This is a genomic window from Kitasatospora sp. NBC_00240 (assembly GCF_026342405.1).
Classification (GTDB): Bacteria; Actinomycetota; Actinomycetes; order Streptomycetales; family Streptomycetaceae; genus Kitasatospora.
This window is the reverse complement of the sequence record NZ_JAPEMU010000001.1, coordinates 6,423,942-6,438,719: the sequence shown is the minus strand read 5'-3', so window position 1 is coordinate 6,438,719 and position 14,778 is coordinate 6,423,942. Positions and strand designations below refer to the sequence as shown.

Annotated in this window: 13 protein-coding genes and 1 pseudogene; 2 read left to right on the top strand and 12 right to left on the bottom strand. The window is 74.3% G+C overall.

Annotated elements, in window-relative coordinates; translation table 11 throughout:
• Positions 1–5: 5 nt before the first annotated feature.
• The 3 genes from nadD to OG689_RS27425 all read right to left on the bottom strand — a co-directional run bounded on the left by nadD (position 6) and on the right by OG689_RS27425 (position 1,239).
• On the bottom strand, positions 6–638 hold the full coding sequence (nadD, locus tag OG689_RS27435) for a nicotinate-nucleotide adenylyltransferase (RefSeq protein ID WP_073927799.1): 633 nt from the start codon (positions 636–638) through the stop codon (positions 6–8).
• A 148-nt stretch (positions 639–786) separates the two neighbouring features.
• Positions 787–942, bottom strand: a complete 156-nt coding sequence (locus OG689_RS27430) for a hypothetical protein (protein ID WP_190210007.1) — start codon at positions 940–942, stop codon at positions 787–789.
• Positions 943–1,092: 150 nt separating this feature from the next.
• Positions 1,093–1,239 (bottom strand): hypothetical protein, encoded by a 147-nt coding sequence (locus OG689_RS27425; protein WP_191289263.1) that lies wholly within the window; start codon positions 1,237–1,239, stop codon positions 1,093–1,095.
• A 288-nt stretch (positions 1,240–1,527) separates the two neighbouring features.
• On the opposite strand from OG689_RS27425, the gene OG689_RS27420 reads away from it, so the two are divergent.
• Both OG689_RS27420 and OG689_RS27415 read left to right on the top strand, forming a co-directional pair.
• Positions 1,528–2,610, top strand: coding sequence for a M48 family metallopeptidase (locus tag OG689_RS27420; RefSeq protein ID WP_266323524.1), 1,083 nt, complete (start codon positions 1,528–1,530; stop codon positions 2,608–2,610).
• Between the two features lie 61 nt (positions 2,611–2,671).
• A pseudogene (locus OG689_RS27415) lies at positions 2,672–3,070 on the top strand (ATP-binding protein); the annotation flags it as partial.
• A gap of 98 nt (positions 3,071–3,168) precedes the next feature.
• On the opposite strand, the gene OG689_RS27410 reads toward OG689_RS27415, so the two are convergent.
• From OG689_RS27410 to OG689_RS27370, 9 genes are all read right to left on the bottom strand, one after another.
• Entirely contained in the window at positions 3,169–4,230 is a 1,062-nt protein-coding gene (locus tag OG689_RS27410; protein ID WP_266323523.1) for a hypothetical protein, read from the bottom strand.
• A gap of 84 nt (positions 4,231–4,314) precedes the next feature.
• Positions 4,315–4,926 carry a hypothetical protein gene (locus OG689_RS27405; RefSeq protein WP_266323522.1) on the bottom strand — a complete coding sequence of 204 codons (612 nt, stop codon included), beginning with the start codon at positions 4,924–4,926 and terminating at the stop codon, positions 4,315–4,317.
• A gap of 78 nt (positions 4,927–5,004) precedes the next feature.
• Positions 5,005–6,327, bottom strand: coding sequence for a glutamate-5-semialdehyde dehydrogenase (locus tag OG689_RS27400; RefSeq protein WP_266323521.1), 1,323 nt, complete (start codon positions 6,325–6,327; stop codon positions 5,005–5,007).
• 69 nt (positions 6,328–6,396) lie between these two features.
• Entirely contained in the window at positions 6,397–6,939 is a 543-nt protein-coding gene (locus OG689_RS27395; RefSeq protein ID WP_266323520.1) for a hypothetical protein, read from the bottom strand.
• A 128-nt stretch (positions 6,940–7,067) separates the two neighbouring features.
• Positions 7,068–8,204 (bottom strand): glutamate 5-kinase, encoded by a 1,137-nt coding sequence (gene proB, locus OG689_RS27390; protein WP_266323518.1) that lies wholly within the window; start codon positions 8,202–8,204, stop codon positions 7,068–7,070.
• Positions 8,205–8,426: 222 nt separating this feature from the next.
• Positions 8,427–9,908, bottom strand: a complete 1,482-nt coding sequence (gene obgE, locus OG689_RS27385) for a GTPase ObgE (protein WP_266323517.1) — start codon at positions 9,906–9,908, stop codon at positions 8,427–8,429.
• A gap of 143 nt (positions 9,909–10,051) precedes the next feature.
• Positions 10,052–10,309 carry a 50S ribosomal protein L27 gene (gene rpmA / locus OG689_RS27380; protein WP_057238555.1) on the bottom strand — a complete coding sequence of 86 codons (258 nt, stop codon included), beginning with the start codon at positions 10,307–10,309 and terminating at the stop codon, positions 10,052–10,054.
• A 16-nt stretch (positions 10,310–10,325) separates the two neighbouring features.
• A complete protein-coding gene (gene rplU, locus OG689_RS27375; protein ID WP_266323516.1) occupies positions 10,326–10,640 on the bottom strand; it encodes a 50S ribosomal protein L21 in 315 nt (104 codons plus the stop codon).
• A 259-nt stretch (positions 10,641–10,899) separates the two neighbouring features.
• On the bottom strand, positions 10,900–14,514 hold the full coding sequence (locus OG689_RS27370) for an Rne/Rng family ribonuclease (protein WP_266323515.1): 3,615 nt from the start codon (positions 14,512–14,514) through the stop codon (positions 10,900–10,902).
• Positions 14,515–14,778 lie beyond the last annotated feature (264 nt).

Genomic DNA, 14,778 nt, shown 5'->3' with positions numbered 1-14,778 from the left:
TGGGATCAAGGCTGGGCCGGCGCGTAGAGCGCCCGCTTGTCGATGTAACGGACCACGCCGTCCGGGACGAGGTACCAGACCGGCTCGCCCTTGGCGACCCGGTTGCGGCAGTCCGTGGACGAGATGGCCAGCGCCGGGACCTCCACCAGGGAGACCCCGCCCACCGGGAGCCCGGCGTCGGTCAGGGTGTGTCCCGGGCGGGTGCACCCGATGAAGTGGGCGAGCGAGAAGAGCTCCTCGGAGTCCCGCCAGGAAAGGATCTGGGCGAGCGCGTCGGCGCCGGTGATGAAGAACAGGTCGGAGTCCGGGTGCAGGCTCCGCAGGTCGCGCAGGGTGTCGACGGTGTACGTCGGGCCCTGGCGGTCGATGTCGATCCGGCTCACCGAGAACTGCGGGTTCTCGGCGGTGGCGATGACCGTCATCAGGTAGCGGTCCTCCGCCGGTGTCACCCGGCGGTCGTCCTTCTGCCACGGCTGCCCGGTCGGCACGAAGATCACCTCATCGAGGTGGAAGGCGCTCGCCACCTCGCTGGCGGCGACCAGGTGCCCGTGGTGGATCGGGTCGAAGGTGCCACCCATCACGCCGAGGCGCTTCTTCACCGGTTGGAGTCCGCCGGGGGTCTCGGCCTGCTGTCCCATGCCGCCACACCTTACGCGACGCCTGTCGGCCCGCGCGTCCCCCCGGTGCACGCGCGGGCGCGGACATGGCAAAGGGAGCGTCCGCCGCTCGGCGGTGCGCTCCCTGGGCCTGTCCGCCCGGCGCTACGGCGCCCGGCGCCGCCGACGCTCAGCGGTCGCGGTTGAACCGGGTGGTGATGAAGAGCAGCAGCAGCAGGATGAACAGCCCGGCGCCACCGGTGAGGTAGGGGCTGAGGCTGTCGTGGTTGCCACCCTCGCCCTCGGCGATCAGGTTGAGAACGGGGAGTGCAGCGGCAGTGCTCATGGTCGCAGGACCTTCTCGGCTCGGGTGACGGACCAGGGGTCTGGGCCGGTGAGGGCCCACCGGGCCATCGTACGGGTGGCCCGGGCGCAACCGCGCGGCGGCCCACCGCGTCTGAGCCCGCGTGAGCCCGCGCCGCGCGCGGAGCGCGGCTCAGCTCTTGCGACCGGCCCGCAGCAGGACCCAGGCCAGCAGGCCGACGCCGACGAAGGAGGCCACCACGACCACGCGCAGGAACAGTCCGGGGCCGGCCTCCGTGGAGATCGGGCCGGCCAGGGTGACAAGGGTGTCGGGGGACATCTGCGGGCTCCTCGGTCTGCTCTGCACCGCGGCCAGGTCCGGTCCCGGTTCTCCAGAACACCCAGCGTAAACCGGGGCGGTCCGTCGGCCCGCCACCACCCCCGGCCGGTCCCGGCGCGCTGCGGGTCCGGCCCCGCCGGACCTCTCGGAGCCGGGCTGGGCACCGCGTAGGGTGACCGCGGGGACGAGTACGCAACCGCACACGTTGCACAGACTGTCGTTGCAGGCGAAGAAGAGCGGGGGCCGGCCAGCGGCCGGGACCGGCGTCGACCAGGAGGTACTCAGACCATGACCGATACCAACCAGGCGAAGAGCCCGAGCCGGCGCCGCCAGCGCTTCCCGGAGATCTCCACCCGGGCCTGGGAGCACCCCGCCGACCGCTCCGCCCTGGTGGCGCTGCGCAAGCTCACCGGCTTCGACGACGTGCTGAAGAAGCTCGCCGGACTGGTCTCCGAGCGCTCGATCCGGCTGATGTTCCTGGCCACCGCCGTGAAGACCTCCGAGCGCCAGTTCCCCGAGCTGTACAACATGGTCCGCGACGCCGCGTACGTCCTGGACCTGGAGAAGGTCCCGGACCTCTACGTCACCCAGGACCCGACCGTCAACGCGATGTGCATCGGTATGGACACCCCGATCATCGTGCTGACCAGCGGCCTGGTCGAGCTGCTCGACGAGGAGGAGCTGCGCGCGGTCGTCGGCCACGAGGTCGGCCACGCGATGTCCGGCCACGCCGTCTACCGGACGATGCTGCTGATCCTCACCAACATCGCCACCCGGATCGCCTGGATCCCGCTCGGCAACCTCGCCATCATGGCGCTCATCACCGCGCTCAAGGAGTGGTTCCGCAAGGCCGAACTCTCCTGCGACCGCGCCGGGCTGCTCGCCGGGCAGGACCTCCAGGCGTCCATGCGCGGCCTGATGAAGCTCGCCGGCGGCCACAACCTCGGCGAGATGAACGTGGACGCGTTCCTGGAGCAGGCCGAGGAGTACGAGAAGGCCGGCGACCTGCGCGACGGCGTCCTGAAGCTGCTCCAGGTGCTGCCGCAGACCCACCCCTTCGCGGTGGTCCGGGTCGCCCAGCTGAAGAAGTGGGCGGAGAGCGACGAGTACCGCTCGATCCTGGCCGGTGCCTACCCGCGCCGCGACGGCGACGCCAACGCCTCCGTCAGCGACCAGTGGAAGGCCGCCGCCGACCACTACTCGACCTCCGTCAAGGAGAGCAAGGACCCGCTGATCGGCCTGCTGCGCGACGTGGCCGGCGGCGTCGGCACGGTCGGCGGCAAGCTCCGCGACACCTTCACCGGCGCCCGCAGCGCCCCGGCCGGCGGCAGCGACCCCGGCGCCCCCGCGGACGAAGCGCCGCGCGGCTGACACCCGCTCCACCGGCACCGGATCGACCGGCACCCGCCGGCGGCCCCGGACACCCTCGGCGGTGTCCGGGGCCGCCGGCATTCCCGGCGAAGCACCGGGCCGGGCGGGATGGGGCCGCGGGCCGGCGGAATTGCCCGACCCACCCCCGGCCGAGATCCTGCTCGGCCGGCTGGTGCGCAACCTGCTCGACAACGCGACCCCGCACGCCGCCGGCGCCGTCTCGGTCACCCGCACCGACGAACCGGTCGAACTGACGGTGACCGACGACGGACCGGGGATCGCGCCCGCGGACCGCGAACGGGTCTTCGACCGCTTCGTGCGGCTCGACGCCGCCCGGGACCGGGCCGACGGGGGCGGCGGCCTCGGCCTCTCGCTGGTCCGCTCGATCACCGGCAACCTGGGCAAGACGGTGGCCTTCACGGACCCGCCGGGCGGCACCGGGGCCAGGGTGGTGGTGCGCCCGCCGGCAGCCCGGGAGGAGGCGAGGGAGCCTCGGACGGCGCCCGGCAGGGCGCGGGACGGCTCGGCTGACCACGGCCGGCCCGGCCCCGCCGTCGCTCAGTGTGCGGCGAGCACGCCGCACTGCTGCCAGGCCGGGGCGGCGCGGTCGGCCGGGTCCACGGCGGGCGGGGCAGGCGGCGCGGTGCCGCCGGGGGTGGCCAGGATCGGCTGGAGGAACGTGGTCTGCGGCGTGCCGCAGGCCGCCGGACCGATCTGCGCGACCGCGTCGACCAGCCGCAGCTGCGCCACCGCGATGTCGCCGCGGTCGAACTCCATCCGCAGCTCGCGGCGGACGCTCAGCAGGGTGACCGGCCCGGTGGCCGGTCCGTCCGCCGCCCGCACCGCGTAGACGAAGGTGTGGTCCGTGGTGATCTGCAGCGCGCCGTCGTCCGCCTCGTCGATCCGCACGGTGCCGGCCACCTTCACCGTGTCGGCGGCGAGCGCGATCTTCGACGGGTCGAACCGGACCATCCAGCCGGTGGCAGCGTGGTGCTGGTCGTCACGGGGGGTCGACACGCTCTGGTCGAACTGGACCTGCTCACCGGTAGTGACGAAGCCCCGGACGTCCGTGGTCACCCCCTGCACCAGCGTCCTGGGGGCGAGCGCGGAAGCCACCAGGTACCGCTGTGCGGTGTCCAGGGCCCGGGTCACCTCGACCCGGGTGTAGTGCGCCGTGGCGGCCCCGGCCGGGACGCCCAGGCCGATGCTGCCGTCCTTGTACCCGGCGGGCAGACCGGCGAACGGCGCGGCCGGGTCGGCGACCGGCTGCACCGGCGACGTCGGACCGAGCGCCACCAGGCTGACGGTCAGTTGACTGCCGGCCGGCTCCGCGCCCGGCCGGCCCGGTGAACTGATGCCGAAGTAGACGGCGGCCGCGAAGGCCACCACGATCAGCAGCAGCAGGGCGACCGCCTGGCGCGGCACCGTGCCCAGCCCGCCGAAGCCGATCCGGGGCCGGGTGGCGCGGCCGAACCCGCCGCTGAGCCGCTCACGCGCCGAGAGCTCCTGGATCCGGGCAGCTCGGACGAACGACTCGTCGAAGACGACGGATCGATACTCGTCCTCGTTCCCTGAACCGCCCTCGGGTACACCCTCAGGAGGCTCTCGCGGGTCACCCATACAACCAGGGTAAGGCGCTGGGCCGCGCGCCACGAGGGCTCGCGGACAACTTCTGCGCGACGCTCGGTGACGGTGGCAACCGGGTCAGCCGGCCGGGGCGATCACCGCGGGCGAAGGCTCCACGGACGGTGGCACCGATGCGCTGCCCGGACTGCTGCTGCCGCTGTCCGGGCGCCGCTGCGAACCGCCGCCGGCCGCGTCGACCCCCTGGTAGACGGCGGCCACCGCCACCGCGACCAGGCTGACCCCCATGATCACGGCGAGCACCCAGGCCACCGGCCGGTGCCAGCGCTGCTGGGCCACCGAGCGGCCGCGTGCGGCCCGTACCGGGTCGTACCCGGCGTGCCGGCCCCAGCGCCCGGTTCGGCCCCATCTGCCCGCCCGCCGCCCGGTGGCCCGGCCGGGGCCCGACCACGGGTCCGGATAGAGCCGGTCGTCGTCCAGCGCGCCCGGGTAGGGGCGCAGCTCCAACGGCAGTCCGTCGGCGGCCGACAGGTCGTACCCCCAGCCCGGCCCGGCGGTCTCCGGCTCGAAGCGGGCCTCGGCCGCGGCCAGCTGCCGCTCCTTGGCGCTCGGCTCGTGCACGGCCGCGGAACGGACGAAGGCCTCGTCGAACACCACGGTGGCGAACTCGTCGTCCGCACCACCGTGGTCGGCGCCGTCGGGGTACGGAGAGCCCCCCACATCCTCAGCCACGGATTCAGCGTATTACCGGTCGGCCGTTTTGTCTGTGGCTCCTCGCAGTTGGTCCGTCACACGTGTGACGGACGGCGCTCAGCCGGCGGTGGCGGCGCCGCCGACGGTCTGCGTGGCCTCGCCCCGGACATGGCCGTCACCAGTGACGATGTACTTGGTGGAGGTCAGTTCGGGCAGGCCCATCGGGCCGCGGGAGTGCAGTTTCTGGGTGGAGATGCCGATCTCGGCGCCGAAGCCGAACTCACCCCCGTCGGTGAACCGGGTCGAGGCGTTGACCGCCACGGTGGCCGCGTCGACCAGCTGGGTGAAGCGGCGGGCGGCGCCCTGCGAGGCGGTGACGATGGCCTCGGTGTGGCCGGAGGACCAGCGGCGGATGTGCGCCACGGCGGCGTCCAGCGAGGGCACCACGGCGGCCGCGAGGTCGTAGGAGAGGTACTCGGCCTCCCAGTCGGCGTCGGTGGCGGGCACCACGGTCGCCCCCGTGCCCTCGGCGGCCTTCAGCACCGCGTCGTCCCCGTGCACGGTGACGCCGGCCCCGGCGAGCGCGGCCAGCGCGAGCGGCAGGAAGCTGTCGGCGATGTCCTGGTGGACCAGCAGCGTCTCGGCCGAGTTGCAGACGCTGACCCGCTGGGCCTTGGAGTTCAGCAGGATGCCGACGGCCATCGCCAGGTCCGCCTGCGCGTCGACGTAGACGTGGCAGTTGCCGGTACCGGTCTCGATCACGGGGACGGTCGAGCCCTCGACCACGGTGCGGATCAGCGAGGCGCCGCCGCGCGGGATCAGCACGTCCACCAGGCCGCGGGCGCGCATCAGCTCGGTCACCGACTCGCGGCTCTCGCCGGGCACCAGCTGGATCACGTCGGCCGGCAGGCCGGCCGCGACCACCGCGTCGCGCAGCACGGTGGTCAGCGCGGTGTTCGATCGGTACGCGGAGGCCGAGCCGCGCAGCAGGACGGCGTTGCCGGACTTCAGGCAGAGTGCGGCGGCGTCCACGGTGACGTTGGGGCGGGCCTCGTAGATGATGCCGACCACCCCGAGCGGCACCCGCACCTGGCGCACGTCCAGCCCGTTGGGCAGGGTGTAGCCGCGGACCACCTCGCCGACCGGGTCGGGCAGGCCGGCCACGTCCCGGACGTCGGAGGCGATGGCCGCGATCCGCGCGTCGTCGAGGGTGAGGCGGTCGACCACCGACTCGGCGGTGCCGGCCGCGCGGGCCCGGGCGACGTCCTCGGCGTTGGCGGCGGTGATCTCGGCGCTGCGGGCGACCAGGGCGTCCGCGATCGCCAGCAGGGCGGCGTCCTTCGCCCGGCGCGGCAGCGGGGCGAGGTCGGCCGCGGCCTCCCGGGCCCGGCGGGCGGCGGCGATGACGGGACTGTCTGCGGTGGCGAGGTCGCTGGTCATGGCGTAAAGCCTAACGACTGCGGGCGGCCCGCCGGGCGCCGTGTCGTCCGGTGAGACGGCGCCCCGCCCTCAGTACGGCTGCACGCCGCCCGGCCGCTGCGGCGGCTCGCCGAAGCCCTCGGCCACCCGCTTGTGGTAGGTCGGCCGGTCCACCACCTCCAGGCCGACGATCTCCCAGGGCGGCAGGTTCGCGGTCGCCTTGTGCTCGCCCCACAGCCGCAGCGCGATGGCCGCCGCGTCGTGCAGGTCGCGGGCCTGCTCCCAGTACCGGATCTCGGCGTGGTCGGCGGCGTAGCGGGCGGTGAGGAAGAACGAGTGGTCGTACGCGAGGCGCTCCAGCCCGGCCCGCAGCTCCGGCAGCCCGATGGCCTCGCCCGCCACGCTGAGCACCACGTGCCAGAGCCTGGCCTGGTCCGGCGCCCCGGACGGGCCGGGGCCGCTGCCCGTGTCGGGGCGCAACTCCCGCACGGTGTCCGCCGGTTCCGCCGGCGCCGGGCGGCCGCCGGGGCCCGGCCCTTCGACCGGCTCCGTGGAGCCGCGCCCGCCCGTGATGCTGCTGAGCCTGCGCTCGGCCGTTGCGCCGGGCAGCGCTCCCTCGCGCCTGCGTCCCACCGGCGGCCTCCTGTTCGGCGATGTCGTGTCGTCGTGCGGGCCGCGGCGCCGGCCCGGCGCGTACGGCTGCCCCTCCCTCGCCCGGAACCGGGCGCAGCGCGCCCGTCCACCCCGTGCGGAGCGGCCCGTCAGCCGCGCAGGACCACCAGGTCGTCGCGGTGGACGACCTCGCGCTCGTACGCGGCACCGAACTCCCGGGCCAGGTCACGCGTGGACCGGCCGAGCAGGCGGGGCAACTCCCTCGCATCAAAGTTGACCAGCCCGCGCGCGACGATGTGGCCGTTTTCGCCAAGAAGGTCCACCGGATCGCCGGCGGCGAAATCACCGTCGACCTTGGTGACGCCGGCCGGGAGCAGCGAGGCGCCGCCCGAGACCACGGCCTCGACCGCGCCCGCGTCCAGGTGCAGGGCGCCGCGGGGGCTGCTGGCGTGGGCGAGCCAGAGCAGCCGGTCGGCGGTGCGGCTGCCGGTACGCAGGAACAGCGTGCCGGTGGGCCGTCCGGCGAGGGCGTCGGCGGCCTGGCTGGCGGCGGTCAGCACCACCGGGATGCCGGCCCCGGTGGCGATCCGGGCGGCCTCGACCTTGGTGACCATGCCGCCGGTGCCGACCCCGGCCTTGCCGGCGCTGCCGATCTCGATGCCCTCCAGGTCCTGCCGGCCGCGCACCTCGGCGATCCGGCTGGTGCCGGGGCGGGCCGGGTCGCCGTCGTAGAGGCCGTCCACGTCGGAGAGCAGGATCAGCAGGTCGGCGCGGACCAGGTGGGCGACCAGGGCGGCCAGCCGGTCGTTGTCGCCGAACTTGATCTCGGCGGTGGCGACGGTGTCGTTCTCGTTGACGATCGGCATCGCGCCCATCGCCAGCAGTTGGTCCAGGGTGCGGTAGGCGTTGCGGTAGTGGGCCCGGCGGCTGGCGTCCTCGGCGGTCAGCAGCACCTGGCCGACCCGGATGCCGTAGCGGGCGAAGGAGGCGGTGTAGCGGGCCACCAGCAGGCCCTGGCCGACGCTGGCGGCGGCCTGCTGGCGGGCGAGATCCGGCGGGCGGCGCTCCAGGCCGAGCGGGGCGAGGCCGGCGGCGATGGCGCCGGAGGAGACCAGCACCACCTCGGGGGCGTCCGGCTGGCTGCGCACCTTGGCGATCGCGTCCACCAGGGCGTCGACCCGGTCGGCGTCCAGTCCGCCGGCGGCGGTGGTGAGTGAGGAGGAGCCGACCTTGACGACGATCCGCCGCGCGGTCAGGACCTCCTCACGGAGTGACTGCTCGCTCATCGCGCTGGTGCCCTTCGCCGTTGCCGGGCGGAAGGCGCCCGAGCCTGCCGCTCCCCCGCAATCTACGCGATCGGCGCGAGCCGCCCGAACGCCATTTCACCGGCTGGACGAGGCGCCCGGGCCGGGGCCCGGGCGGGGCGGGCGGCGTACCTGCGCCGAGGCGCCCGACCCCCTCAACGGGTGGCGGGCGCCTCGGTGTTGACCGGCCGTCGGCCGGGCCGGTCAGACGTCGTCGTCGTCGCCCTCGTCGATGGCGCCGGGGCGGCCGCTGGACAGCGCCTCGAAGGCCAGGTACTCGGACTCGGCGGCGTCCCGGCCCTTGGCCTTCTCGCGGCGGCGGTCGACGGCCGGGCGCGGGCTCTCGAAGCGGTGGTCCTCGCCGCGGCGGCCGAGCATCTCGGCACCGGCGGCCATGGTCGGCTCCCAGTCGAAGACGACCGCGTTCTCCTCGGCGCCGATGATGACGGTGTCGCCCTCCTGGGCGCCGACCTTCCAGAGCTTGTCCTCGACACCGAGGCGGGCGAGGCGGTCCGCGAGGTAGCCGACGGCCTCGTCGTTGGAGAAGTCGGTCTGGCGGACCCAGCGCTCGGGCTTGAGGCCGCGCACGCGGTAGGCGCCGTCCTCCTCGGTGACGGTGAAGCCGGCGTCGTCGACGGCCGTCGGCCGCAGCACGATCCGGGTGTTCTCCTCGATCGGCTTGGCGGCCCGGGCCTCGGCGACGATCTGCGCCATCGCGAAGTTCAGCTCGCGCAGGCCCTGGCGGGAGGCGGCGGACACCTCGAAGACGCGGTAGCCGGCCTCCTCCAGGGAGGCGCGGGTGATGTCGGCGAGGTCCTGCCCGTCCGGGACGTCCACCTTGTTGAGGGCGACCAGGCGCGGCCGGTCGTCCAGGCCGCCGTACTGGGACAGCTCGGCCTCGATGGTCTCCAGGTCGGTGAGCGGGTCGCGGCCCGGCTCCAGGGTCGCGCAGTCCAGCACGTGCACCAGGACGGTGCAGCGCTCGACGTGGCGCAGGAACTCCAGGCCCAGGCCCTTGCCCTGGCTCGCGCCGGGGATCAGCCCGGGGACGTCGGCGACGGTGTAGACGGTGTCGCCGGCGGTGACCACGCCGAGGTTGGGGATCAGGGTGGTGAAGGGGTAGTCCGCGATCTTCGGCTTGGCGGCGGAGATCACCGAGATCAGCGAGGACTTGCCGGCGCTCGGGTACCCGACCAGCGCCACGTCGGCGACGGACTTGAGCTCCATGACGATGTCGCGGGCCTCGCCGGGCTCGCCCAGCAGCGCGAAGCCGGGGGCCTTGCGGCGGGCCGAGGCGAGCGAGGAGTTGCCGAGGCCGCCGCGGCCGCCGGCGGCGGCGATGAAGCTGGTGCCGTGGCCGACCAGGTCGGCGAGCACGTTGCCCTCGCGGTCCATCACCACGGTGCCGTCCGGCACCGGCAGGACGAGGTCGCCGCCGGTGGAGCCGGTGCGGTGGCCGCCCGCGCCCGGCTTGCCGTTGACCGCCTTGCGCTTGGGCGAGTGGTGGTACTCGAGCAGGGTGGTGATGCTGGCGTCCACGGTGAGGATGACGCTGCCGCCCTCGCCGCCGTTGCCACCGTCGGGGCCGCCGAGCGGCTTGAACTTCTCCCGGTGCACGGAGGCGCAGCCGTGGCCTCCGTTACCCGCGGCGACGTGCAGTTCGACGCGGTCCACGAAGGTGGTCATCGGTGTGCCTTCCAGCTAGGAGAAAAATCGGGTCAGAACGGATGAACCGCCCTGGGGTCAAAACCCAGAGGGTGGACCGGAAATTTCCGGTCCACCCTCCAGAATGTCCTGCCTTGCACCACGGTGACGTGGCGTCAGGAAGATCAGGCCTCGACGGCCACGATGTTCACGACGCGACGGCCACGGTGGGTACCGAACTGGACCGCACCGGCGTTCAGCGCGAACAGGGTGTCGTCGCCACCGCGACCGACGCCCGCACCCGGGTGGAAGTGGGTGCCACGCTGGCGGACGAGGATCTCGCCGGCGCTGACGACCTGGCCGCCGAAGCGCTTGACGCCGAGGCGCTGGGCGTTCGAGTCACGGCCGTTGCGGGTAGAGCTTGCGCCCTTCTTGTGTGCCATCTCGCTATCCCCTTACTTACTTCGCGGAGTCGATGCTGGTGATGCGGACGGCGGTGTGGCGCTGGCGGTGACCCTGGCGCCGACGGTAGCCGGTCTTGTTCTTGTAGCGGAGAATGATGATCTTCTCGCCCTTGGTGTGGTCGACGACCTCGGCGTGAACCTTCACACCGGCGAGGACCCACGGGTCGGAGGTGACGGCCTCGCCGTCGACAAGCAGGATGGTCGAGAGCTCGACCGAGTCACCCGGCTTGACGTCGACGCGGTCAATCTCCAGCACGTCGCCGATGGCGACCTTGTGCTGGCGGCCGCCGGCGCGAACGATCGCGTACATGCGGTACCTGCTTTCTGTACTCGGTCGGAACTCTCGATGCCAGCCGCCTGGGTACGGACACAGGCGGCCTCCCCCGTCCCCCGAAGGGTCTGGGAGGTGATCTGCTCGGGAGCATGGCGTAGACACGCCGAATGTCAAGAATACGGATCAGCCGCCGCTGGAGCAAACCGGCCCCGCCGCCCCGAGGGGCGCACGCGCGACGGACCCGTACAACGCCCGGCGGGGTGGGCGACGAACGCCCACCCCGCCGGGCGGCGGACTACTCGGCTGCCGAATCACCCTCGGCGGCCGCGGCCTTCTTGGCCGCCGCGCTCGTCCGCTTGGTGGCGGTCTTGCGGGCGGTGGTCTTCTTGGCCGCTGCCGTGGTGGTCTTCTTGGCGGCGGTCTTCTTCGCGGCGGCCTTGCGGGGGGCCCGCTTCTTGGGCGCGGGCGCCTCCTCGGCCTCCTCGCCCTCGACGGCCTCCACCGGCTCGGCGGGGACCTCGGCGGCGGCCTCGGCCACCGGCTCGGCCTCCACCGGGGCCGCCGGCGCCTCGGGCTCCGGCTCCGGGGCGGTCGCGGCGGCGGCGAGCGCCGCCTCCATCGCCGCGTCGGCCCGGGCCTGCAGCACCACGATCTCGGCCTCGGCGGGCGCGCCGGCCGGGGCGGTGGCCTTGCGGACCGCCCGACGGCGGGTACGGCCGCCGGCCACCGGGGTGGCCGGGATCTCGACCAGGCTCGGACGCTCCTGCGCGACCGGCTCGGCCTCGGCGGGCGCGGCCTGCTCGACGACCTCGACGGTCGGCTCCTGCGGCACGTCGATCACGAGCTGCTCGCCGCCCGAGATGATCTCGAACTCCTCGTGCTCGTGGTCGTGGTCGGCGGCCTCGTCGGCCGTGTCCTCGTCCAGCAGGTGCGGCTGCGGCTCCTCGAGACCCGCGCCGCCCTTGCCCCGACGGCGGCGCTTGCCGCCGGCGGCGCCGGCCTCGCCCGAGGTGCCCACCGGGCCGCCGCCGCCACCGGGGGCGGTCGGCTGCTCCATGTGCACGATGACGCCGCGGCCGTTGCAGTGCACGCACGGCTCGGAGAAGGACTCCAGCAGGCCCTGGCCGACCCGCTTGCGGGTCATCTGGACCAGGCCCAGCGAGGTGACCTCGGCCACCTGGTGCTTGGTCCGGTCACGGCCCAGGCACTCCAGCAGACGGCGCAGCACCAGATCCCGGTTGGACTCCAGCACCATGTCGATGAAGTCGATCACGATGATGCCGCCGAGGTCGCGCAGCCGCAGCTGGCGGACGATCTCCTCGGCCGCCTCGATGTTGTTGCGGGTGACGGTCTCTTCCAGGTTGCCGCCCTGGCCGACGAACTTGCCGGTGTTGACGTCGACGACGATCATCGCCTCGGTCCGGTCGATCACCAGCGAACCGCCGCTGGGCAGCCAGACCTTGCGGTCCAGCGCCTTCATCAGCTGCTCGTCGATCCGGTACGTCGCGAAGACGTCCACGTCGGACGTCCAGCGCTGGAGCCGCTCGGCGAGGTCCGGGGCCACGTTGGTGACGTACTCGTGGATGGTGCTCCACGCCTCCGAGCCCGACACGATGACCTTGGTGAAGTCCTCGTTGAAGATGTCGCGGACGACCCGGACGGTCATGTCCGGCTCGCCGTACAGCAGCGCCGGGGCGTTGCCGGTGGCGGCCTTCTTCTGGATCTCCTCCCACTGCGCCTGCAGGCGCTGCACGTCACGCGTCAGCTCGTCCTCGCTCGCGCCCTCGGCGGCGGTGCGCACGATGACGCCCGCGTCGTCCGGGACGATCCGCTTGAGGATCTGCTTCAGGCGGGCCCGCTCGTTCTCGGGCAGCTTGCGGCTGATCCCGGTCATCGAGCCCTCGGGGACGTACACCAGGTAGCGGCCCGGGAGGGAGATCTGGCTGGTCAGGCGCGCCCCCTTGTGGCCGATCGGGTCCTTCGAGACCTGCACCAGCACGGACTGGCCGGACTTCAGCACCGACTCGATCCGGCGCGGGCCGCCGTGGCCGCCCAGCGAACCGAAGTTGACCTCACCGGCGTACAGCACCGCGTTGCGGCCCTTGCCGATGTCGACGAAGGCGGCCTCCATCGACGGCAGCACGTTCTGGACCTTGCCCAGGTAGACGTTGCCGACGTAGCTGGTGGCCTGCTCCTTGTTGACGTAGTGCTCGACCAGCACGCCGTCCTCCAGCACGCCGATCTGGGTGCGCTGGCCGTTCTGACGCACGACCATCACCCGCTCGACCGACTCGCGGCGGGCCAGGAACTCGGCCTCGGTGATGATCGGCACCCGGCGGCGGCCCAGCTCGCGGCCCTCGCGGCGGCGCTGCTTCTTCGCCTCCAGGCGGGTGGAGCCCTTGATGGACTGCACCTCGTCCGGGTCGAACGACGGCTCGGTGGAACGGCGGCGCGGCTCGCGGACCTTCACGACCGTGCGCACGCCGTCCTCGGCGGACTCGCTCTCGGCGGGCTCGGCACCGCTCTCGCCACTGCGGCGACGACGACGGCGACGACGGCGCGAGGAGGCCAGGCCCGAGGCCAGGTCGTCGTCCTCGTCCTCCTCCTCGGCGACGGCCGGCTCCTCGGCGGGCTGCTCGGCCGCCTCCTGCGTCTCCGGCTCGAACTCCTCGGCCTCGCCACGGCGGCGGCGACGGCCACCCCGGCGGCGGCGACGGGACGGACGGTCGTCCTCCCACTCGCCGTCCTGCTCGGGGCCGGCGGCGACGGGCTCGGGCTCGACGGCCTGCACCGGCGCGGGCGCCTCCACGGGCGCGGGGGCGGGCGCCACCGGGGCGGCCTGCTGGACGGGCTGCTGGGCCTGCCGCTCGGCGGCGGCGGGACGCTCGGCGGCGGGACGCTGGCGGGACGGCGTCTGCACCCGGACCTGGGTACGGGTCCGGCGACGACGGCCGACGCCGCTGTACTCGAACTCGTCCTCGTCCGCGGCGGCCGGCGCGGCGGCCGGGGCCTGCTTGGCGGCGGGCGCGGCGGTGGGGGCCTTCGCGGCCGGCGCGGCGGCCGGGGCAGCGGCGGCGGCGGGCGCGGCGGCCTGGGCCGACGCGACGAACGGGGCGGGCTCCTGGAAGACCGGAGCCTGGAAGATCGCGGTGGACGGGCGCACGGCCCGGCGGCGGGCCCGCGGCGCGGGCTGCTCGGCGACCTCGGCCGGCGGGGCGGCCACGGGCGCCGGCTCGGCGACCGGTGCGGCGGCGACCGGCTCCTCGACGACCTCTTCCTCGACCGGCTCCTCGACCGCGACCGGGGTCTCCTCGACCACCGGGGCGCTCTCCACCACGCGACGGCGGCGGGGCCGGCGGGCGGGGGCGGCCGGGGCCTCCTCCTGCGCGGCGGGCTGCTCGGCGGCCGGCTGCTCCACCACGGGCTCCGCGACCGGCTCCGCCACGGGGGCGGTCTCGGCGGCCTCCGGCGCCCCGGCGGGGGCCTCGGCACGCTTACGGGTCCGGCGGGCCCGGACCGGCTTCTCGGCGGGCGCGGCCTCGGCCGGCGCCTCGACGACCGGCTCGGCGGCCGGAGCGGCGGCCTCGGCCGCCGGTGTGACGATGGTCTCGGCGGCCTCCGGCGCCCCGGCGGGGGCCTCGGCACGCTTACGGGTCCGGCGGGCCCGGACCGGCTTCTCGGCGGGCGCGGCCTCGGCCGGCGCCTCGACGACCGGCTCGGCGGCCGGAGCGACGGCCTCGGCCGCCGGAACCACGGTCTCGGCGCTCTCGCCGGCCGCGCTCTGCGGTGTACCCGCCGGGCGGGACACGGCACGGCGACGGCGCCGCGGCGGCGCCGCGGACGTACCCTCGGTGCCGGCTTCGTTGTCTCCCGCGGCAGCGGACTGCTGCGGATCGGTGTTATCGAGCATGCGGGTGGATCTCCCGTCAGGCCCCCGGGCTCCGCATCGGGCACGGTGCGACACCGGTGGCCGGCCGGCATCCTCACGGATGCCCCTGCCGGACCTTCCTCGGTGCCACCGTGCGGACGCGAGGCCGCACAGGAGCTCGTAGTCTCGCTCGGCGCCCCGCACAGTTGCGGGGTGTCGAAAGTCTTCTGGTCTGCCCAGTCTTCTCAGGTGTTCCCAAGCTGCGCCGTCCCCCAACCCCGGGTGGCTCCCGGAAGGGGTCCTCGG

Coding starts and splice junctions, on each gene's coding strand:
- obgE (WP_266323517.1), bottom strand. CDS start 9,908: ATGACCACCTTCGTGGACCGCGTCGAACTGCACGTCGCCGCGGGTAAC.
- OG689_RS27370 (WP_266323515.1), bottom strand. CDS start 14,514: ATGCTCGATAACACCGATCCGCAGCAGTCCGCTGCCGCGGGAGACAAC.
- rpmA (WP_057238555.1), bottom strand. CDS start 10,309: ATGGCACACAAGAAGGGCGCAAGCTCTACCCGCAACGGCCGTGACTCG.
- OG689_RS27410 (WP_266323523.1), bottom strand. CDS start 4,230: ATGGGTGACCCGCGAGAGCCTCCTGAGGGTGTACCCGAGGGCGGTTCA.
- OG689_RS27425 (WP_191289263.1), bottom strand. CDS start 1,239: ATGTCCCCCGACACCCTTGTCACCCTGGCCGGCCCGATCTCCACGGAG.
- rplU (WP_266323516.1), bottom strand. CDS start 10,640: ATGTACGCGATCGTTCGCGCCGGCGGCCGCCAGCACAAGGTCGCCATC.
- OG689_RS27400 (WP_266323521.1), bottom strand. CDS start 6,327: ATGACCAGCGACCTCGCCACCGCAGACAGTCCCGTCATCGCCGCCGCC.
- OG689_RS27420 (WP_266323524.1), top strand. CDS start 1,528: ATGACCGATACCAACCAGGCGAAGAGCCCGAGCCGGCGCCGCCAGCGC.
- OG689_RS27430 (WP_190210007.1), bottom strand. CDS start 942: ATGAGCACTGCCGCTGCACTCCCCGTTCTCAACCTGATCGCCGAGGGC.
- proB (WP_266323518.1), bottom strand. CDS start 8,204: ATGAGCGAGCAGTCACTCCGTGAGGAGGTCCTGACCGCGCGGCGGATC.
- nadD (WP_073927799.1), bottom strand. CDS start 638: ATGGGACAGCAGGCCGAGACCCCCGGCGGACTCCAACCGGTGAAGAAG.